The sequence below is a fragment of the Sorangium sp. So ce367 genome (assembly GCF_051520455.1).
Classification (GTDB): domain Bacteria; phylum Myxococcota_A; class Polyangia; order Polyangiales; family Polyangiaceae; genus Sorangium; species Sorangium cellulosum_B.
Window position 1 is genome coordinate 8,042,369 of record NZ_CP150334.1, and the last position, 20,262, is coordinate 8,062,630.

General features: G+C 70.6%; 13 protein-coding genes. 3 read left to right on the forward strand and 10 right to left on the reverse strand.

What is annotated here, in order from left to right; genetic code table 11:
• Positions 1 to 99: 99 nt before the first annotated feature.
• The gene (locus tag WME97_RS30320; RefSeq protein WP_437542468.1) at positions 100 to 981 is read right to left on the reverse strand and encodes a CPBP family intramembrane glutamic endopeptidase; all 882 of its coding nucleotides are present in this window, start codon (positions 979 to 981) and stop codon (positions 100 to 102) included.
• Between the two features lie 47 nt (positions 982 to 1,028).
• On the opposite strand from WME97_RS30320, the gene WME97_RS30325 reads away from it, so the two are divergent.
• Positions 1,029 to 1,688: a TetR family transcriptional regulator gene (locus tag WME97_RS30325; protein ID WP_437542469.1), complete on the forward strand. Its 660-nt coding sequence runs from the start codon at positions 1,029 to 1,031 to the stop codon at positions 1,686 to 1,688.
• 152 nt (positions 1,689 to 1,840) lie between these two features.
• Here the strand turns inward: WME97_RS30325 and WME97_RS30330 are convergent, their stop codons facing one another.
• The 9 genes from WME97_RS30330 to WME97_RS30370 all read right to left on the reverse strand — a co-directional run bounded on the left by WME97_RS30330 (position 1,841) and on the right by WME97_RS30370 (position 17,145).
• A complete protein-coding gene (locus WME97_RS30330) occupies positions 1,841 to 2,476 on the reverse strand; it encodes a hypothetical protein (protein WP_437542470.1) in 636 nt (211 codons plus the stop codon).
• 971 nt (positions 2,477 to 3,447) lie between these two features.
• A complete protein-coding gene (locus WME97_RS30335; RefSeq protein WP_437541803.1) occupies positions 3,448 to 4,272 on the reverse strand; it encodes an ATP-binding protein in 825 nt (274 codons plus the stop codon).
• Positions 4,269 to 5,834, reverse strand: a complete 1,566-nt coding sequence (gene istA, locus WME97_RS30340; RefSeq protein WP_437541801.1) for an IS21 family transposase — start codon at positions 5,832 to 5,834, stop codon at positions 4,269 to 4,271. The genes WME97_RS30335 and istA overlap by 4 nt, the downstream gene beginning before the upstream one ends.
• A gap of 424 nt (positions 5,835 to 6,258) precedes the next feature.
• Positions 6,259 to 7,617 (reverse strand): LLM class flavin-dependent oxidoreductase, encoded by a 1,359-nt coding sequence (locus WME97_RS30345; RefSeq protein WP_437542471.1) that lies wholly within the window; start codon positions 7,615 to 7,617, stop codon positions 6,259 to 6,261.
• 291 nt (positions 7,618 to 7,908) lie between these two features.
• Positions 7,909 to 10,662, reverse strand: coding sequence for a beta-propeller fold lactonase family protein (locus tag WME97_RS30350; RefSeq protein WP_437542472.1), 2,754 nt, complete (start codon positions 10,660 to 10,662; stop codon positions 7,909 to 7,911).
• Between the two features lie 240 nt (positions 10,663 to 10,902).
• Positions 10,903 to 11,970: a response regulator gene (locus WME97_RS30355; RefSeq protein WP_437542473.1), complete on the reverse strand. Its 1,068-nt coding sequence runs from the start codon at positions 11,968 to 11,970 to the stop codon at positions 10,903 to 10,905.
• Between the two features lie 90 nt (positions 11,971 to 12,060).
• A complete protein-coding gene (locus tag WME97_RS30360) occupies positions 12,061 to 14,928 on the reverse strand; it encodes a response regulator (protein ID WP_437542474.1) in 2,868 nt (955 codons plus the stop codon).
• A 223-nt stretch (positions 14,929 to 15,151) separates the two neighbouring features.
• A complete protein-coding gene (locus tag WME97_RS30365) occupies positions 15,152 to 16,210 on the reverse strand; it encodes an ABC transporter permease (protein ID WP_437542475.1) in 1,059 nt (352 codons plus the stop codon).
• Complete coding sequence (locus tag WME97_RS30370; protein WP_437542476.1) at positions 16,210 to 17,145, reverse strand: ATP-binding cassette domain-containing protein; 936 nt, start codon at positions 17,143 to 17,145, stop codon at positions 16,210 to 16,212. The genes WME97_RS30365 and WME97_RS30370 overlap by 1 nt, the downstream gene beginning before the upstream one ends.
• A gap of 358 nt (positions 17,146 to 17,503) precedes the next feature.
• On the opposite strand from WME97_RS30370, the gene WME97_RS30375 reads away from it, so the two are divergent.
• Positions 17,504 to 19,129 carry a protein kinase domain-containing protein gene (locus WME97_RS30375; protein ID WP_437542477.1) on the forward strand — a complete coding sequence of 542 codons (1,626 nt, stop codon included), beginning with the start codon at positions 17,504 to 17,506 and terminating at the stop codon, positions 19,127 to 19,129.
• Positions 19,130 to 19,134: 5 nt separating this feature from the next.
• Positions 19,135 to 20,262 (forward strand): tetratricopeptide repeat protein, encoded by a 1,128-nt coding sequence (locus WME97_RS30380; protein ID WP_437542478.1) that lies wholly within the window; start codon positions 19,135 to 19,137, stop codon positions 20,260 to 20,262.

Below are 20,262 nucleotides of genomic sequence, written 5' to 3' on the forward strand. Positions count from 1 at the left end.
CCGCCGCCCGTCAGCGGCAAGGGCTCCGAACGGCCTGAGCAGGCAGCCAGGCGTCCTGCTTCTCCGCCGAACCCGCCGGTGAAGCGGCGGAGCCGCGGGTCACCGCGTCCAGGTCAGCAGCAGCGCGAAGATGGTGAGATCGGCGGCGACGTGCGCCACGTACGGCGCGAGGAGGCCGCCCGCGCGGCGCCGGAGCACGCCGAGCATCACCGCGTAGATCGCCGCCAGCCCGACGCCGACGGCCCCGCTCGGGAAGCCGCTCAGGTGGAGGAGCCCGAAGGCGGCCGCCTGGACGAGCACCGCGGTCCAGCCGGAGGTCGTCACGGCGTCCAGTGATCCGAGGAACACCAGGCGGAACACCGCCTCCTCGAGGAGCGCGTTGAAGAGCGCGAACCCCAGGCCGCCGAGGAGCAACAGGGGGAGCGAGACGGGCGGGAGCAGGGCCCGCATCTGCGACAGATCGGGCCGCATCAGCCGGACCCAGAGCACGAGCGCGAGCGCGGAGACGAGGACGACCGCCGCGATCCAGCCGAGGACCGCAGGCCCGAACGAGCCGCGCCGCAGCGGCGGCATCGACGACCGCAGCGCCGGCACGGCGCGCGCGAGCAGCGCGAGCACGACGAGCGGCGCGGCCAGGGAGAGCGGCCAGGGCGCGACGAGCCCCACCGCCGCTGGCGCGAGCGTGAGCACCGCCAGGAGAGGCGCGTGGAGCGCCGCCCGGTCCGGCGCACGCGCCACGGCGAGCAGGGAGGCGAGCGCGACGCCGAAGCAGGCGAGGCCGAGGGCGCGATCCTCCGCGGCAGACGGGTACGCGGCGTAGGCGAGCGTCGCGGCAGAGACAGCGCAGAGCCCCGGCCAGCCAAGGCGGAGCGCCCCCACCCGCCCGGCGGCCTCGCCGACCGGCGTGGCGCCGGCCGGCGCCGCGCCAGACGGCTCGATCTGCGCTATCTGGCCGAGCCGATCCATAAGTTGAGCTTTCACTCGGATATAGTCGAGCTTTTGCTCAGTTTGTCAAGTACGCTCGGCGCATGGCCACGAAGCGCAAGAAGCCGCCATCGACCGCGCCCCGCCGGGTGCCGCTGCAGGCGAGGAGCCAGCGGCGCAAGGAGCGGATCCTCGACGCGACGGCGGCGCTGCTCGCGTCGCGCGGGCTCGACGCGGTCACCACGAACGCCATCGCGGCGCGGGCGCGGACGTCCATCGGCTCGGTCTACGAGTTCTTCCCGAACAAGGAGGCCGTGCTCCACGCCCTGACGGGGCGCTACCTGGAGCGGCTGCGGGCGCGGACCGAGGCGGCGCTCGCGGAGGCGCCGCCGGGCTCGTGGCGCGCGCTGACCGAGCGCTGGCTCGACGCGCTCGCGGCGTTCTACCGGACGGAGCCCGGCTACCGGGAGCTATGGTTCGGTGTGCAGCTGTCCGGCGCGCTGCTCTCGACGGCCGCGGCGTGGGGGGACGAGTTCTCGGCGCGCGTCGAGGCGCTCCTCTCGCCGCTGACGCCCGCGCTCGCGCCCGCCGAGCGGCGCGTCGTCGCGCAGAGCGCGCTGTATATGGCCTCGACGCTGCTCGCCCTCGCCGCACAGCAGGACGAGCAGCAGGGCGCGCTCTACGTCGAGGAGGCGAAGAAGGCGGTCTGTCGCTACCTCGCGCCGTGCATCGAGCCGGCGAACCGGGCGGGAGAGAGCGCGTGACGCGGTGAGGCGAGCTCGCAAATTGTCGGGCCCTCTGTGCCATGTCCGCCCAGCGACTCGCCGCTGCGCCGCGGGCCGAGCTGCCAAACGAAGCGAGGCTGCCCAAACCGTCAGTCACCAGCAGCTAGGCAGGCGCCAGGATTCCCATCGCTCTACGGCTCGACCCCAAAACTCGGCTCCCACTTTCCGGTGCGTCGGTCTTGGTTCCAGGGAATATCGATCCACAGCCATGGAGCCGAATCGCGGCTGGCTTTTCGAAGCCTGCGGAGGCTTTCTGCGATATCGCTGTGGTTGTCACCATTAATCGAACCGAAAATCATGACCTTCGCACTGGCGCGAACAGCGGCAAGCTTCGATGCATCATAGAGGACGCGCTCGATGTTGCATGCAGTCGACGTCGCGTGCCCCCATTCTGACTCGAGTCCGAGACGAACGCTAGACACCCGAGGTGATTGCTCCTGCCCGGTCCTGACTAGCATGGGAAGCACTTCGACATGGGTGAGATCGAGCAGGAATTCGGACGCGTTTCGGGAACCAGGCATGCGTCGCGCAATATCCCTGCCACTGACGAGAGTTTGCCACGACGCAGCAGCGCGCGGCTCGTGCGCATGCGTCACCACGTTGAGAGGGGCCACGCACGCGAACCAGTGGAGCACATAGTCGGTCCAGATACGGCTATCGTACAGCACACCGAACACATCTACGTTGTCGAGAATGTCCTTCTTGAACGCCTCTCCGCATTGGACGAGTTCGCCCTGATCGTAGGCCGAAAATTGGAACTGCCTCATGATCCTCCTTCGGCTGAATGGGCTACGTGCCATAGTTACGGATTCGACGCTGCGTGCCCAGCTGCGCAGGGCTGAACTCCATTGACCGAACGCCCACAATGCTCGCAAAAACGGCGTCGCTGTCGTCCAAAGTTTTCGCAGCGATCCTGACGGATTTGCTGAGTTCCCTTCGACCTGGTGTTCTCGCACCACGCGAAACCGCCGAGCTCGGTGACGGGTCCGCCGCAGTCACGGCAGTAGCTTGATCCAGCGTTTACGGCTGCGGTTGTCGCCATCGTCAAGATCTTCCTTCCAGCCCAGTCGGTCTGGCTTGGGTGAGTGCCCCCAATCATCATTCGATAGCCCGGTCGCTCCCATTCGACCTGGTTCTGCCTAGAGCGCCAAGCACGGCCCGGCCGAACCCGTTCGCCCGAGCCCTGCCGAGCTCCCCCCGAGGGTATCCTCGTCTAGTTTCGCTGTCATTGGTCTGCCTACGGCGCCGCCAGCCCGTCGCGGCCGCGCCCCGGCATGTGGACGATACTACCGGCCGTCTGTGGCCTCTGTAAGGCCGATCTTCGCGTCTGCCGAGCGCGGTGGAGGAAAATTTGCGCAGCGCCGAGGAAGCCTCCGGCGAGTGAAGCCGAGCCCCCAGTGCCACGTCGCAGGGTCATGGGGCCACCCCGTCGCAGGGTCATGGGGCCAGGGGGAGACGCCGTGATCGGTCTCGACCATGCCCGAGACCGCGAAGCGTGTCGAGGTCCCCGGAGCCGGGCGCGCAGCGACCGGCGACGTCTCTCTTTTCGCAGGGTCATGGGGCCACCCAGGCCCCCGTGTAGATCCCGGCAGGGTCCGCGACGCCCAGGAGCAGGCAGGTACACCCCGCCCCCGGCGACACCCGCGCTCCCGTCGACGAGGGGGGCGAGGCACGCCGATCGGAGCGAGGGGTCAGAGGCGCGGCCCCGGGCTCGACGTCCTCGCCGGGGCCGCAGCGGTCATCGCCGCCTGCTGCGTGGGTGGGTGGGCGGCTTGCTGCGCGCGGGCACCGGCGCGGCCGTGGTGCTCTCGTCGAGCTTCGGCTTGAGCCGCGGTCTGTACGACTCCCCCTCGATGATGAAGTCGAACGCCGCGTTCTTGAACCGATCGACGGCGCTCTGCGCGAGCAGCACGTCGTCGAACATCGCGAGCCACTCGGCCGTGTCGCGATTGCTCGTGACGATCATCGAAGCGTTGCCTGTGCGTTCGAGGAAGAGCTGGTACACGTCGCGGCTCTCTTCCTTGTTCATCGCCTCGAGCGCGAAGTCGTCAAGGATGAGCAGGTCGACGGTCGTGAGCGTGATCATCTCGGCGTCGCGTGAGTTGTCGAGCCTGCTCTGGCGCAGCCTGCGCAGCATCGCGTCGGCGCGCAAGAAGCGCACGCTGTAGCCGTGCTGGCACGCGAGGTGTCCGAGCGCGTTCGCGAGGTAGGTCTTGCCCACGCCGACAGAGCCGAGGATGACGATGTGCTTGTGCTCTTCGAGGAAGCGTAGGCTCGTGAACCCGCCGAGCAGACGCTTGTCGAAGCTGACCTTCGCGGTCTTGTCCCAGAGCTCCAGGCGCATGGCCGGGTCGAGCCCGGCGTCGCGTACGCGACTCTCCGTCGCGCTGGCCTCGCGACGCGCGATCTCGTCGGTGAGCAGCATGAGCAACAGCTCCTCGTGTCCCATCGACTGCTTCTCGGCGACCAGGAGACGCTCGCGCAGCGTCGCCGCGATGCGGCCGAGACGAAGACGCTTGAGCGCCGTGATGAGCGCGGGGTCGACATCGCTCGAGCTGATCACGAGTCCTCCTTGGTCGCGGCAGCCGCCGGCATGCGCGTCGCGAAGTGCTCCGTGCTGCGCGCGAACCGCGGCGCGGGCAGCGCAACGACCGTGCGCTGCCCCGTGGACGGTGACGCCGGTGTCTTCGCCGTCTCGAGCATGCGCGCCACGCGCTGCACGTCGACGACATCAAACGCGAGCGCGCTCTGGCAGATCGCCTCGACACGCCCGTTACCGAACTTCTTGCACAGACGCAGCAGCGCGTAGACCAGCCGCATGCGCGTCCAGGGCAATGGCACCGCGAGCAGCCGCTCAGCGTAGACCCCGACATGCACTCCGCACTTCTTCGCGCTCGCGATGAGCGAGGCGACGTCGCGCACCGCCGCGACGTCCTTGCCCATGGGGTAGTCGCTCGGATCGGTGGAACGCTTGCCCGGCGCGACGCGCGCGTGCACTTTCACGAGCTCCGTGCCGGCGTAGATCCTCACCGACGCGCCGTCGGCGCGGACGCGCACTGTGCTGCCGACGTAGCGGGAGGGCACGCTGTAGAGCGACCGGAGCACCTGCACGTGATGATCAGGGTGCACCTTCGCGTCGGTCCAGTACGGCACGTCGAACGGCGCGGCCGGCGCCGGCTTCATGGCGCTCCTCTCGCGCGCCTCGAACACCTCGCGCGGCACCTCGCGCGTCGTGCCGTGGACGCGCGCGCCGGCGACGTCGCGGCACCACCGCTCAGCCGACACGCGCGCGTCGTCGAGGCTCGTGAACGACTCGCCGTCGAACCAGCTCTCCCGCACGTAGGCGACCTGATTCTCGACACGTGCCTTGTCTCTCGGCGACCTGACACGCGCGGCATCCACGAACAGCCCGCGCGTCTGAGCGTAGTCGAGGAAGGCCGGCACGAGCACGGGGGTGAGCTCGTCGGCGCGCAGCACGATGGCTTTCATGTTGTCCGGGATGATCACGCGCGCCATCGCGTCGAAGAACCGCCACGCCGCATCCAGGCCCGCGCACACCGCCACGGTGGTCTGCTCGAACGAGGGCCACACGAACTGGTAGCGGCTGTACACGAGCGTCACTACGAGCACCCACAGATTGCGAACTCGCTGCGTCGCAGGATCGAACAGCCTGCCCATGAGGCCGAAGTCGACCTGCGCGACCTCGCCGGGCTCGGTATCAGCGACACGAACCGTCGGCGTCTTCTTGCGCCACGCGAGCTCCTCCTTGGCGAAGCGCCAGAGCGTGTCGTAGCTCGCCGTGACGCCGTGGTCGCGCTGGAGCAGCGTGTGGATTTTCCGCAGCTTCAGCGGGCGAGATTGGGCGAGCCAGGCCTCGATACGCACGCGATGCGCGTCGATCTGCTTCCTCTCGTCGCTCGCGTCGGGCACCGGGCGCGCCTGCACGCGCTGGGCGATCGCATGAATCTCCTCGTCCGTCGGCTCGCGGTCGCGCGGCAGTGGCAACGTCGCTGCGGCCTCGAAGTACCTGCCGACCGTCTTGCGATCGAACCCCGTCTCGCGCGCCACCTGACGCGCGCTTTGCCCCGCCGCACGACGGCGGAGCATTTCCTTGATGTCAACCATGATCAGCTCTCGGTAGGGCATCGGGCTCCTTCCGACGGCGACCCGCGCCGTCGTCGGAAGGAGCCCGTCTCAGATCCCGACCGCGGCGTCCCGAGCTGGCCCCATGACCCTGCGAAAAACCTCGGAAGCTGGCCCCATGACCCTGCGAAAAACTAGGTCACGCCCCCGCGCGGGTGGCCCCATCCTCCTGCGATTGGGGTGGCCCCATGACCCTGCGAAAAACGCCGTCAGGTGGCCCCATGAGCCTGCGAGCTGGCACCCCCAGCTCGCACAAGGCCGCGGCGCGAGGCTGCCCCCGGCTCCTCGACCCCATTCCATCAAGAGGGTCGCTCGCAACCCCGCCCACCAGCACGCTGCGGACGCTCACGCGGGCCGCAGTGGCCCTGGCTCGCGGCCAGGCGCCCCTCGCACGGAAGCGGCGCCTTCAGGCCGCCGACGCCCGCGTCTTGGCGCTGGCCGCGTGGCGGTTCGCCGGCCGCGCCAGCCCGAGGTTCTCCCGCAGCGTGCGCCCCTCGTACTCCGTTCGGAACAATCCGCGTCGCCGCAGCTCCGGGATCACCAGCTCGATGAAATCGTCCAGCCCGCCCGGGAGCCACGGCGGCATCACGTTGAACCCATCGGCGCCGCCCTGCGTGAACCACGCCTCCAGCTGATCCGCGATCTGCTCCACCGAGCCCACGATCGTCCAGTGCCCGCGCGCTCCAGCCACCCAGAGGTAGAGCTCCCGGATGGACAGGTTGCGCTTGCGCGCGATGTCGAACATCAGCGCTTGCCGGCTCTTGTTGTTGTTGGTCTCGGGCAGCTCGGGGAGCGGCCCGTCCACCGGATACGCGGACAGATCGACCCCGCCCGACAGGCCCGAGAGCAGCGATAGCCCGACCTCCGGCAAGATGAGGTCCTGGAGCTGCTGGTACTTCGCCCTGGCCTCCGACTCCGTCCTGGCGACGACGGGGAACACCCCCGGCATGATCTTCAGCTGATCGGGGTGCCGCCCGTACTTGGCCATCCGGCCTTTGACGTCGGCGTAGAAGGCCTGCGCGTCTTCCAGCGTCTGCTGCGCGGTGAAGATCACCTCGGCGGTCTCGGCCGCGAGCTCCCTGCCCGCCTCCGACGATCCCGCCTGCACGATCACCGGATGTCCCTGGGGCGGGCGCGGGATGTTGAGCGGTCCTCGAACGGAGAAGAACTTCCCCTTGTGATCGAGCGTGTGCAGCTTCGCCGGATCGTAGTAAGCCCCCGACGCCTTGTCGCGGAGGAAGGCGTCGTCCTCCCAGCTGTCCCACAGGCCGGTGACCACGTCGACGAACTCGCGCGCCCGGACGTAGCGCTGCGCGTGGTCGGGGTGGGCGTCGAGCCCGAAGTTCCCCGCCGCCTCGCCCCCGCCGGTGGTGACCACGTTCCAGCCTGCCCGCCCCTGGCTGATATGATCGAGCGAGGCGAACTTGCGGGCCAGCAGATAAGGCTCCTCGTACGTGGTGGACGCGGTGGCGATGAAGCCGATGCGCTCGGTGACGACCGCGAGCGCGGAGAACAAGGTGACCGGCTCGAAGCTGGCCCCATAAGCGGTGCGGCCCTGCGCTCCGGGCCGGTTCTGCAAGGCGAGCCCGTCCGCCAGGAACACGGCGTCGAACTTGGCCCGCTCCGCCGCCTGCGCAATGCGCTTGTAATGCGCGAAGTTGATGCCTCCGTCCGCCTGCGCCTGCGGGTGCCGCCAGGCCGCCACGTGGTGGCCTGCGCCAGGCAAGAAGGCGCCCAAACGGATCTTCCGCTGATTGTCGCTCATGGGGTGTCCTCGGTCTCGGTCCTTCACGTGCGCGCGCGGGCACGTCGCCGCGCGACCGCCGCACGCGCTCACCACGCGCTCGCCACGCGCAGAGCGCAAGCGCCGTGCCCGGCGCCGGAGCCACGGGCGCAGCGGCGGAGATCGAAGCGCCGCCCCTCCCCTGCCCCGCGACGTGCTGCGAGGGCAGCAACGGATCACCAGCGCTGCGGAAGCCTTGCTGTCAGGGAAGCACCCGTCCGCGGCAGCTCACCGGTCGATGAGCGGGTGAGCGCGCAGGCGCGATCGTTCCGCTCAGTGATGCGGCCACGGGAACGGTCCGTGCGGTCCCCGCCGCGGAACGCTCTCCGCGTCGGCCGGGTCGCTGCCGGCGTCCCGCTCGTCGCCGTCGAGGAAGCCATCGCCGTCGCGGTCGACCCCGATGCGCTCGCCCGACCCCGGCGGCACGCAGGTATACGTCAACTCACTGCCGCCTCTCGTGGCCAGCCAGCGGAGCTCGCCGTCCCACCGCCGCGGCGCGCGCTCGCGGTCGGCGTCGAAACGGCCATCGCCGATGTACAGAAAGCCCAGCTCGTCCCCATGGGACCAGCCCTTGACCACGAGATCGCAGTCGCCGGCGTCGGCGCGCGCCACGAGCAGATCGACGCGCGGGCCGGCCACCGCCGCGTTCGACGAGGTGAGCGTGATCTGCTGGCCCACGATGGGCTTCAGGTTCGACTCCAGCGCCAGCATGTACTCCGCCACCTGCCGCTTCAGGAGCTCCCCCTCGGGGTCGACGGGGAAGCCGCCGGGGTTCTCCGGCGTCTGGACGAAATCGGAGAACGCGTTGAAGCGGACGAGCGTATCGACGGCGCCGTCGTGGAGGAAGCCAAAGCCGCGGACCTGGTCGCCCATGTGCTCATTGGAGCCGCCGAACGGGAACACGAACGACTCCGCCATGCCGAACATCCCGACCTTCTGGTACTGATTGCGCAGGTGCGGGACCTTGAAGAGCTGGCTCTCGTTGGCGTTGGCCGATCCGCCGTCGCTGCCGAAGAAGCCCGGCGCGAAATCGTCGGGGTTGGCGTCGGGATCGACGGTGTGGCACCCGATGCACGAGGCGCCGAGGATGCTCGACACGGGCCCCCCGAAGAAGTCGCGCCCCGCGCTCTGATCGGGCGTGAGCGAGTCGTCGAGCGCGCGGATGGGGTTGGGTGGATACGTGACCTGGAGGATGAAGTCCGTGAAATCGTCCATCTCCTCCTCCGGGATCGTCTCGTCCCGCCCGAGCAGATCGACGAACGCCACGCTGAATTTCTTGAACGCCGCCCGCTCATCGAACACCCCGCTGTCCGGCTGGGACGTGGGCGCGTCATGGCCGCCCGTGCGGTCGCCGCGCCAGTGCATCGGCCCGTGGTTCGCCATGCCGCGCAGGCTCTGGGTCGTCATCGGGCCCTTCATCGGGTGCAAGCTCGTATCCTGGCCGAAGAGATCGGTGCAGAACGGTCCCGGGTTCTCCACCGCGGTGCCGTCCGGGTTCCCGAGGTCCCACGAGAGGCTGTCGAAGTCGCCGAAGATATGGCAGCTCGCGCAGGACGAGTCGCCGTGGCTCGAGCTCCGCGCCGCGTCGTAGAGGACGCGGCGCCCCCGGACCACGCTCGGAGGCTCCGGGTTGTGCATCGGCACGTGCGCGACCTCGCGGCGGGTCCGGGTATCGATGACCGAGATCGCGTTGTCGAAGCGCGCGAGCACGTAGAGCCGATGCCTGTCTTCATCGAGGACGAGGCCGGTCGGCCCGCCTCCAGGGACGCGGATCTGGTTCGCGGCGCTGGGCACGAACGTGTCGTTCTCGAGCTTCGCTGTGTCGAAGACGCCGATCTTGTCCGAGCCGAGCGCCGCGACATACAGGGTCGCTCCGTTGCGCGTCACGGCCATCTGCAGCGGTTGCGCCAGGCTCTTCTCGCTCTCGTCGTTCGGCACCGGCGCGCAGCAGCTGCTGTAATCGATGTGCTTGTTGAGGTGCCTCGGGGCGACGCCGCCCGGACCGAGCACGGTGATCCTGCTCTCGTGCAGGTGGCCGCGCACGCTGTGGCCGGCGAAGATGCCCGGCCCCTCGAAGCGCTCCTCGTTCCGGGCGTCGGTGTTGGACACATAGACCTTCCCGTTCACCGGGTTCACGACCATGTTGAACAGTACGGTCCCAACGCCCGTGAAGAAGCCGCCTGGCCCGTCCACCTGGCGCGGCGGGTTGGCGAGCGCGTCGATGACGAAGACGTCCTTGTCGGGCAGCGAGAGGCGCACCGCGTCGTCCCAGGGGCGTCCCAGCTCGTCGACCCAGTGGGACCCGTCGAATTTGAGAATGAGCCCGACCTCCGGCCGGGGGACTCCCTCGAAGTTGGTGTCGGGACCGGGCAGTCCGCCCGCGGGCTCCCCGCCGTTCGGCACGAGGCTCTCGTCGATGACGGTCGTGCGGTTGCCCGAGTGGAAGGCGGCGGCGTAGACCCGGCTGCCGTCCGGCGTCACCGCGAGCGCGCGCGGCGTGTCGCTGAAGAGCGTCACGATGGAGAGCGGCGTCCCGCCGAGCGACGTCCCGGGCCGCCTCGCGTCGAACACCCAGACGTCCGCGCGCCCCACGCCGGGCGTCAGGAGCTGCGGATCGAAGGGGGCGTTCTGCCCGCGGTGGGCCGTGGTGATGAAGGCCCGCGAGCGCTGCGGCCCGGCGAACACGATGTCGCGCGGCTCATCGCCCACGAGCAGCGTGCGGACGACGCGCGCCCTGGCAGGGTCCCGAACGTCGACAACGCTCACGCTGTCGGACAGGTGGTTCACCACCCAGACTTCATCGTCGCCCCGGGCAGCCACGGCGACCGGCTCGAGCCCCACGGGCACAGACGCCTTGAGCTGCAGACGATGGGCTTCGACGCGGAAGATCTCCAGCCGGTTGTCGGGCGTGTTCACCGCGAAGAGCAGCTTGCCGTTCGCCGACAGGGCCAGGGGGCGGACCTGGCCCGATTCGAATGTGGTGAACGGCGTGGCGGCCGCCGCGGGGAGAGCGGCGGCGAGGGACATGGCCGTAGCACCTACGCTGACAGCCAGGAAACGGTGCAGACAGCATGATGGCAGCATGCTTTCAAGCTATGTAAAATAAATACGATTAACAACAAAAAAGCGGACGAGCGGCCGCGTCGTCACGGCCGACCGGCTGGCGGTGTTCTGGGCTACGTGGTCGCACAGAGCGACTGTCATGATATCGATTCTCCGTGTGCCGCCTGACCCGCACGGCCCCGCAGGCGCGCTGGCATTACGGCGTCAGCGGACCTGTCGCAGCGCGTAATCGATGCCGCTCCGGAGCGTCCCCCGGGTGACCACGGTGCTGAGATCGATCTCGAGCGAGACGAGCGTTTGCGCCAGCTCGGGGCGCAGGCCCGTGATCACCGTCGTCGCGCCGAGCAGCCGGAGCGCCGCCGCCGTGCCCATCAGCGTGGTCGCGACCGCGGAGTCGATGAGCCTCACGCCCGTGACGTCGATGATCACGACGTCCGTCCGGTTCGTGTGCACGCAGCTCAGCGCCGCTTCGAGCGCCTGCTGCGCCCGGCTGGCGTCGATCGTCCCGATCAGCGGCATGACCATGATCCGCTCGGTGATCGGAATGAGCGGCGTGGAGAGCTCCGCCAGCCGCTCCTTCTGCGCCCGGATGATCTCCTCCTGCAGCGCCGCGCGCGCCAGCTCCGCGCGCTCGCGCTCGGTGAGCTCCAGCGTCAGCCGCTCGTTCGTCCTGCGGAGCTCCTCGGTCTGGCGCGCGACCTCGGTCTCCAGCTGCTCGTTCGACCCGCGGAGGGCGGCTTGAGCCTGCGTGAGCTCCGAAAGGGCCTGCTCGAGCTCGGCCGTCCGCGCCGCCACGCGCCGCTCCAGCTCGTGCGTGAGCTCCTGCAGCGCCGCCTCGGCGGCGACGCGCTCCTCGACCTGCGCCGCGAGGCTCTTCATCAGCTGCCTGAGCTTCGTTTGCACCCGGACGCGCGCGAGCAGCTCCTCGCTCTGGAACGGCTTCAGGAGGAACTCCACGGCGCCGAGGTTCAGCCCCTTCACCTTGTCCGCGTTCATCTCCGTGCTCGCCGTCATGAAGATGACAGGGATGTCGCTCGTGACCGGATCCGTCTTGAGCCGCCGGCACGTCTCGAAGCCGTCGATCCCTTCCATCTTCACGTCCAGCAAGATGAGATCCGGCGCCACTTCCTTCGCGAGCTGGATGGCTCGCAGGCCGTTCGTCGCGGCCGCGATCTCGAACCCCCAGCCCGAGAGGTTGTCGCGGAGCAACCTCAGGTTTCGCGGCTCGTCGTCGACGATCAGGACCGTTCCGGTATCACTCACGTTCGTCACACTGCCCTCTCCAGCGGATGACCTCACTCGTCGCGCCAGCGACGCTGCATGAGGATGACTGCGCTCACAACAGATCTCAACCCGACGCCCTCATCGGGCGCCGCCGTCGATACGCCCGCCGACGAGCTCTTCTATCGACTCCAGCCGGAAGTCCTCGGAGAGCTCGCGCAGGTGCTTGGCGAAAGGCGCGAGCCGAGGGTCGCCCAGCTCGAGCTTGTCCGCGTATTTCTGGATGTGATTGACGAGCCCCTTGCGCGCGAGATCGCGCAAGGCCTTGAGGTCCTCGTCCGGGGGCAGGACGACATCGCGGATGCTGGTCACACCCGAGCTGGGGCTCGGCTCCGCCTCCTCGCCGGCGCCGTCCTGCCGCTCGTAGATCCACTCCAGCTTGAGGTGTCGCTGCAGCTTCGCGAGCAGCTCATCCATCTGCAGCGGCTTGGCCAGGAAATCGTCCGCGCCCGCTTCCAGGCTCTTGTCCTGGTCGGTGATGAACGCGCTGGCGGACGACGCGATGATGACCGTCCCTGCGAGCTCCGGCGCCTTTCGTATGCGGCGCATCATCTCCCAGCCGTCGAGCACGGGCATCGCGAGATCGGTGATGACCAGATCGAACCTCTCGCTCGCCGTCCTGTCCAGGCCCTCCTGGCCGTCGTTCGCCTCCGCCAGCTCGAACCCGAGGGTCGCGAGCATGCTGATGACCACGGCGCGGTTCTCCGGCTTGTCGTCCACCACGAGGAGCCTCCGCCGCGAGCCCTTGTAGCCGACGATCTGCCCCTGCTCCGTGCGCCTCACGGTGTCCGTCCAGTCGGGCGCCTCGGCGAGCGTCAGGTCCATCCAGAAGACGCTGCCCTTCCCCAGCTCGCTCCTGACCTGGATGGAGCTGCCCATCAGCGTGACGATGCGCTGGCTGATCGCCAGCCCGAGCCCGGTGCCCTCGCGGTGGCGACTCTTGTCTCCAACCTGCTTGAAGGGCAGGAATATCTGGTCCAGGTGCTCGGCGCCGATGCCGCTCCCCGTGTCCTCGATCTCGAAGCGTATCCTGTGCGTCTTGGTCCGCGATGCGGGGCTCGCGCCGTCCTCCGGGAGGTCCTTGCGCGCGCCCTGTGACCCGCCGGGCACCTCGACGACCGTGAAGGTGACGCTGCCGTTCTCGGTGAACTTGATGGCATTGCCGAGCAGATTGAGCAGGATCTGACGCAGGCGCCGCTGGTCGACGCGCACCCCCTCGGGCAGCGCGGGGCCGGGCTTGAACACGAACGCGATCCCCTTCTGCTCCGCGCGGATCCGGCAGATCTCGGCCGTCGCGTTCAAGAACGACGGGAAATGGAAATCGTTGGGGTGAATCTCCATCGTCCGCGACTCGATCTTCGCCAGATCGAGGACGTCGTTGATGAGGGTCAACAGATGAGAGCCGGACTCGGCGATGACCTCGACGCCGCGCAGCTCCTGCTCGCCCAGGCTCCTCGAGCGCCTCAGGATCTGGGCGTACCCGAGGATGCCGTTGAGCGGTGTCCGCAGCTCGTGGCTCATGTTGGCGAGGAAGTCGCTCTTCGCCCTGTTGGCCGCGTCCGCGGCGACCGTGGCCTCCTTGAGCTCGGCGGTGCGCTGCTCGACGCGCTGCTCGAGCTCCTCGTTCGTCTTCGCCAGGGCGGCGAACGTCTCGCGGAGCTGCTGGGCCATGCCGTTCAGCGCGTCGCCGATGTGCACGAACTCCCGGGTGCCTGACGCCTCGAAGCGCTGATCGAGATCACCGCCCCGGATCCGCTCGGCCGCCGTGACGAGCTGCCGCACCGACGGCAAGGTCACGCGCATGATCACGAGCACGGGCAGCGCCACGAGCGCCAGGATCGAGAACGCCGCGATCAGCCAGTAGTCCCAGTACAGCCCCTTCACCGACGAGAGCAGCGCCGCGCGAGGGACGTCGGTGAGCAGGTACCAGTCCGGCGCCGCGATGCGCGCCGCCACGATCACGCGCTGATCCGTGCGGCCGACCACGCGCGCCGCCGCGGCGTCGTCGCGCTTCGCCGCCTCGAACGCGCGCTTGAGATCGTCGTCGCCGATGGACTCGACCGTCAGCGCGCCTTTGCTCCCGTGGATCTTGTCCTGGTGAACGCTCGAGACGAGCACCGTCCCATCGCCCCTCACGAGGGCGTGCTCCGTCCCCGGATACAGCGAGAGCTCCCGGAAGCTGTCCATCACCGCGTTGACCGTGACATCGTGCCCGGCGCTCCCCGCGAACACCCCGTCGCGGAAGAACGGCACAACGACGCTCACCATCCACTCGCGCGCCCCCGGGTCGTAGCTCGTCGGCGTCCAGCGCGGCTTTCCTTCCGGGTTGTTCGCCGGGAGCACGAGCGTCGTCCACTCCGAGTTGACGAAATCGACGGTCGTGTCGACCTGATCGATGTAGCTCGTGTGGCTGGGCCAGTACATCACGAGCCCGTTCCGCCTGGGGATGAGCCAGGTGTTGATGGGCTCTCCCGGCGCCCCCGCCGAGTACAGCTCGGTCATGCGCTTCAGCTGCAGGAGAAAGACCTTCTCCCGGTCGTCGAGCGGGTACCCCGCGGGCAGCCAGACGACGGCGTCCCGCCTGGGCTCGAAGCCCGCGTTGCGCGACACCATGCCGCCGTCGCGCGACGGCCCGACGAGCGCGTCGAACTTCTGCGGGGTCTCTCCCTCGACCTCATGCAATGCCGAGGTGAGCATGCGGCCGTACCGCGCGACGCTCGCCTCCGCCTGGATCAGGCGGTCGTTCATGCGGCGGGTCCACTCGTCATGGGTCCGCGCGAGGACGCCCAGCTCGTTCTTCAGGATCGCGCCCTCGATGGCCCACGCCGCGATCCACAGCCCCGGACCGACGAAGACGAGCAACGCGACGGCCAGCGGCCCCGCGACCCAGAAGGACAGACTCGGCGCGGTGCGAGAGCGTTGCCCGCTCCGCTCCCCCCGTTCATTCATGCGGTCATCGTACACGAATACAGGACCGCGCCACTTTGGAAGGTCAATGTCCCGAACAGAAAATATGGACACACGGTAGGATCATGCGTGCCTCACGAGGACTGCGCCGCCACCTCGACGCAGGTTGACTGACATGCTCGCGGAGCGAGGGGTCGATTGGCACACAGCGTGCGCCGGTGAGCTCATGCACCTTGGCCCTCTGGCGCTGGCCGCGGCGCGGGGGCTACTCCCAGCGAAAGAGCTTGAGGGCGAGCGCGAAGGTCGCGACGCCCCAGACGGCGAGCAGCGCGAGCTCGGGCGCGATCGCGGCGAGCGGCGCCCCCTCGAGCATCACGCCGCGGAGCGCGTCGTTCAGGGCGGTGAGGGGCAAGGCCTGGACGAAAGGCTGGATCGCGTCGGGGAAGCGATCGGCCGAGAAGAAGACGCCGGAGCAGATCCACATCGGGAACGTGACGAGGTTGCCCAGGCCCGAGATGCCCTCGAGGGTCCGCGGCCGCGCCGCGATGAGCAGGCCGACCCCGGCGAACGCCAGCGCGCCGACCACGGCGACCACCGCGAGCGCCGCGAGCGAGCCGGCGATCGGCACGCCGAGCACGAGGGCCGCGAACAGGAGCAGGGCCACGACCTCGAGCGCCAGGAACACGAGCCGCGCGCCGAGGTGCGACGCGAGGAGCTGCCACCGCGGCATGGGCGCCGCGACGAACAGCTTCAGGAGCTTGCCGATGCGCTGCTGCACGATCGCGACCCCGATCCCCCAGATCCCGGTCAACATCACGTTCATGCCGAGCAGCCCGGGCACCAGGAAGTCGACGTAGCGGGAGCCCCTCTCGGCCTCGGTCACCTCGAGCGCGGCCGGGCGGAAGGCGTCGGCGCGCCCCGCGGCGCGCTGGAGCGCCTGGTCCACCTCGAGCCGGGCGAGGCGGCTCTCCGGCCGCGCCGGATCGAACCAGTACGTGGGCGGATCGGTGGCGAGCACGACGAGCGCGACCTTGCCCGTCCGGAGCTCCTGCTGCGCCTGCGCCCGCGGGACCACCCGCGGGACGACCTGCCCCGACGCCTCGAGCGCCGCGCGCCGCGGCTCGGCCCCGGCGCCCTCCTCGACGCTCACCCGCACCGGCTCCGCGGGCTGGTCCCTGAACGCGACGGCCAGCGCCGACGAGAGCAGGATCGGGAACACGAACATCCAGAAGATCGCCTCGGGCTCGCGCAGGAACTCGGCCACCCGCGCCCGGATGAGGAGCGCGAGCGACGAGGCGCGCAGGGAGCGGAGCCGCCGCGCCATCACGCGGCCTCGTCGTCCGCGAGCGTCCGCCCGGCGAGCGCCATGAACACGTCCTCCAGGCTCGCGTGGTGCGTCGCGAGCCGCTTCGGCGCGGCCCCGCGCGCCGCGCAGAGCGCGAGCAGCGGCGGGAGCACGCGCGCGACGTCGCGCACCGTCAGCCGGAGCGCCCCCTGCGCGGAGCGCACGGCCTCCACGCCCGGCAGCCCCATGAGCTCCTCCTCGGCGATCTCCGCGTCCACCTCGACCTCCACGACGTGCTCGGCGCCGAGCGAGGCGACGAGCGCCGCCGGCGTGCCGAGCGCGAGCAGCCTCCCGCGATCGACGATCCCCACGCGGTCGCAGAGGCGCGCGGCCTCCTCCATGTAGTGCGTGGTCAGGAGGATCGTGCGGCCGCGGGCCTTCAGATCCTCGACGATGGCCCATATCTGACGGCGCGACGCGGGGTCGAGGCCGGTGCTCGGCTCGTCGAGGAACAGCACCTCCGGATCGCCCGCGAGCGCGCAGGCGAGCGACAGCCGCTGCTTCTGCCCGCCCGACAGCGTGCGCACGAACGCGCTCGACTTTTCCTGCAGGGCCACGCAGCGCAGCGCCTGCTCCGGCTCGATGCCGCGCGGGTAGAAGCTGCGGAACAGCGCGATCACCTCGCCGACCCGGAGCTTGTCCGGGAAGCGCGTCTCCTGGAGCTGGATGCCGAGCCGGGCGCGCAGCGCGATGCCGTCCCCCACCCAGCGCTCGCCCAGCACCTCGACCTCGCCGGCGTCGGGGCGGGTCAGCCCCTCGAGGATCTCCACCGTGGTCGTCTTGCCCGCGCCGTTCGGGCCGAGCAGGCCGAAACACTCGCCGCGCTGCACCTCGAGGTCGAGCCCGTTCACGGCCACGACGTCCCCATAACGCTTGACCAGGCCGCGACAGACCAGGGCGGGAGAGGCAGACACGGCACGTCTGTATCGCAGAGGACGGCAGAAAGGAACCGGGACACTTCAATCCAGCGCGGCCCTCGGCGCGACCCATCATGGCCTCCGGCGCGACACGCGTGCAGGGCGGAGGCGCCCTCGGATCGCCCTCAGCAGATGAAGCGCACCTCCACGCGCCCACAGGAGCGCCGGAAAATTCGACAGACGACGCGACGTATCGCCTCTCCGGAGAATCGAATCTACCAGACACCTGCGGCGAGCGCGTCGAGCGCGGCCCTGCAAGGAACCATCCGGTCCGAGATCGTGGCTGGCCGGTCTGCAATCTCAGAGCGACGGAGTGGGGGGGCGCGTGGTGAGCGATGAAGAGGGAGTGGTGCCCGTGCACTGCGGCGAGGTCATCGCAGACCGCTACCGGGTCGAGCGGCCTCTCGGCATCGGCGGGATGGGGGCGGTCGTCGCGGCGCGGCACCTGTCGCTGGGCGAGCTGGTGGCCGTCAAATTCATGCGGCCGGAGCACTGCGGCAACGCGGCGCTGCTGAGGCGGTTCCAGCGCGAGGCGCGCGGGATGTTCCGGATGAAGACGGAGCACGTGCCGCGGATCTACGACCTGGGCGCGCTCGCCCCGAGGCCGGGGATGGCGCTGCCGGTGCCGTACATCGTGATGGAGCACCTGTCGGGCAACGATCTCCGCTCGATCCTGGAGCGCCGCGGGCGGCTGCCGGTCGAGGAGGCGGCGGAGTACGTCCGTCAGGCCTGCGTTGCCCTGACGGAGGCGCACGCGCTCGGGATGGTGCACCGGGACCTCAAGCCCGCGAACCTGTTCCTGACGTACCGGACCGACGGCACGCCGCTCCTCAAGGTGCTCGACTTCGGCGTCGCGAAGTTCATGAGCGCGAAGCCGGAGCACGACGGGCTCGAGATGACGACGGCGCGGTCGGTCATGGGGTCCCGCCGCTACATGGCGCCGGAGCAGATGCTGACGCCCAAGGACATCGATCTGCGCGCGGATCTGTGGGCGCTCGGGGTCGTGCTCTACCAGCTCGTGAGCGGCACGCTGCCGTTCGGCGCGGAGACGCTGGAGCAGTTCGTGCTGGTCGTGTCGGAGAAGGCGCCCCGGCCGCTCCGCAGCGCGTGCGCCGATCTGCCCGAGGGGTTCGAGGAGATCGTGATGCGCTGCCTCGAGAAGGACCGGACGCGCCGCCCGGCCTCGGCCCGCGAGCTCGCCGCCGCGCTCGCGCCGTTCGCGATGCGCGGAGCGCCCGACGCGACGCTGCCCACGGGGGTGCACCGGAGCCAACCGACGTTCACGTGGCTGGACGATGGGCCGCCCACGACCGCCGCGCGGCCGCCCGCGACCCCCGCTCGGCCGGCCGCGGCCTCCGTTCGGCCGCCCACGACGGCCTCTGGGCCGGCCGAGACGAGGCGCGAGGGCCGCCGCCCCAGGCGAACCTGGCTGGCGGCCACGGCCGGCGCGGTCTCCGCGAGCGCCACGCTGGCCGCGATCCTCGTGTCGCCCGGATGGCCGCGGGCAGCGGGATTGACCTGGGCCGACGGCGCCGGCGCCCAGCACCTCGCGCAGGTGCCGCAGGGGCTCGCCGCGGAGCCGAAGGGGAACGCTGTGGCAGCCAGGTCGTTCCAGGGGCCCGATGACGCGGCCGAAGGTGCGCTGCACGACGGCGACGGCGCTGCCAGCGCGTGCGACGCGCCCCAGGCGGACGCCAGAGGCGCGCGCCCGGCCGCGCGCAGCGGAGCCGGCGCCGTCCTGTCCACGGGGGCCGCGCCGCCCGCGCGGGCGAACGTGGGGGGTCCGCAGCGCGCGCCGGCGCGCCGGGTGCACGCGTCCGGGTCGTCAGCGGCGCCCGCCGCTGGCGCCGCGGTGCGGACGGCGGCGGATGCGCCGGCGCCCGCCCGGGGCGCGGCGGCAGGCGCGCCGTCCCTCGTGGCGACGCCCGGCGGCGGCGCTGAGGCCGCGACGCCGGCGGGCGCGCCGGACAGCCCGTGGTGATCGCCATGCCCCGAGGAGCCCTGCCGAAGATCCCCTGCTGCTCGCGCCCGCGCGGGCTCGCTTCTGCCCTCGCGGCCCTGTCGCTGTCGCTCGCGCCGGCGAGCGGCCAGGCCGGCGAGCCCGGTCCGGCGCAGCCCCCCCTGGAGCAGCCCAGACCCAACCCGGGACCGCCGGGCGGCCACAAGGAGCAGGTGCTCGCGCTCTATCAGGCCGCGACGCGCCTGATCGAGGCGGGCCGCATCGCCGAGGCGTGTGCCATGCTCGAGCAGGGCCGGACGCTCGATCCGACCGCCCTCAACCTCCTCCTGCGGCTCGGCGAGTGCCTCGCGCGCACAGGCAGGACCGCGGGCGCCTGGAACGTCTTCAGCGAGACCGCGGCCATCGCGAAGAGCGCGGGAGACCCCCGCGCCGCGCGCGCGGCCGCGCTCGCGGCGGCGCTCGAGCCGCGGCTCTCGCGGATGGCGATCGCCGTGCCCCCCGGGAGCGCCGCGCCGGGGCTCGAGATCCGCCGCAACGGCGTGCTGCTCCTGCCCTCCCAGTGGGGACAGGCGCTCCCGGTCGACCCGGGGACGCACACGATCGAGGCGCAGGCGCCCGGCAGGAAGCGCTGGTCGGTCGAGCACGTCGTCCCGCCCGACGGCGCGGGCGTCGTCATCGACGTGCCCCTCCTCCTGGCGCAAGAGCCGCCCCCGCGCGCGCTCGCCGCCGCGCCGAAAGGCCAGACGACGCAGGCGCCTCCCGTCCTGCCGATCGACGACCGCGGAGCCGGCGCCGGCGCAGGGCGCGCGCAGCGCGTGATCGCGCTCGCGAGCGGCGGCGCCGGCCTCGTCGGGCTCGGCCTTGGCGCCGTGTTCGGCGCCGAGGCGATCGCCCGCAGGGACGCCTCGAACCGCGGCCACTGCGACGCGCGGAGCCGCTGCGACGCCGTCGGGGTCTCGCTGCGCGAGGACGCGCAGAAGGCCGGCACCGCCTCGACGATCGCGTTCTCGACCGGCACCGCCGCGCTGCTCGCGGCCGGCCTGCTCCTCTGGACGGCCCCGCCCAGCGCCGCCGGCCCGCCCTCGCGCCGCGCCACGGCCGCGGCCGCCGCCGGCCCCGGCGGGTTCTCCCTCGTCGTGGGCGGGAGTTACTGA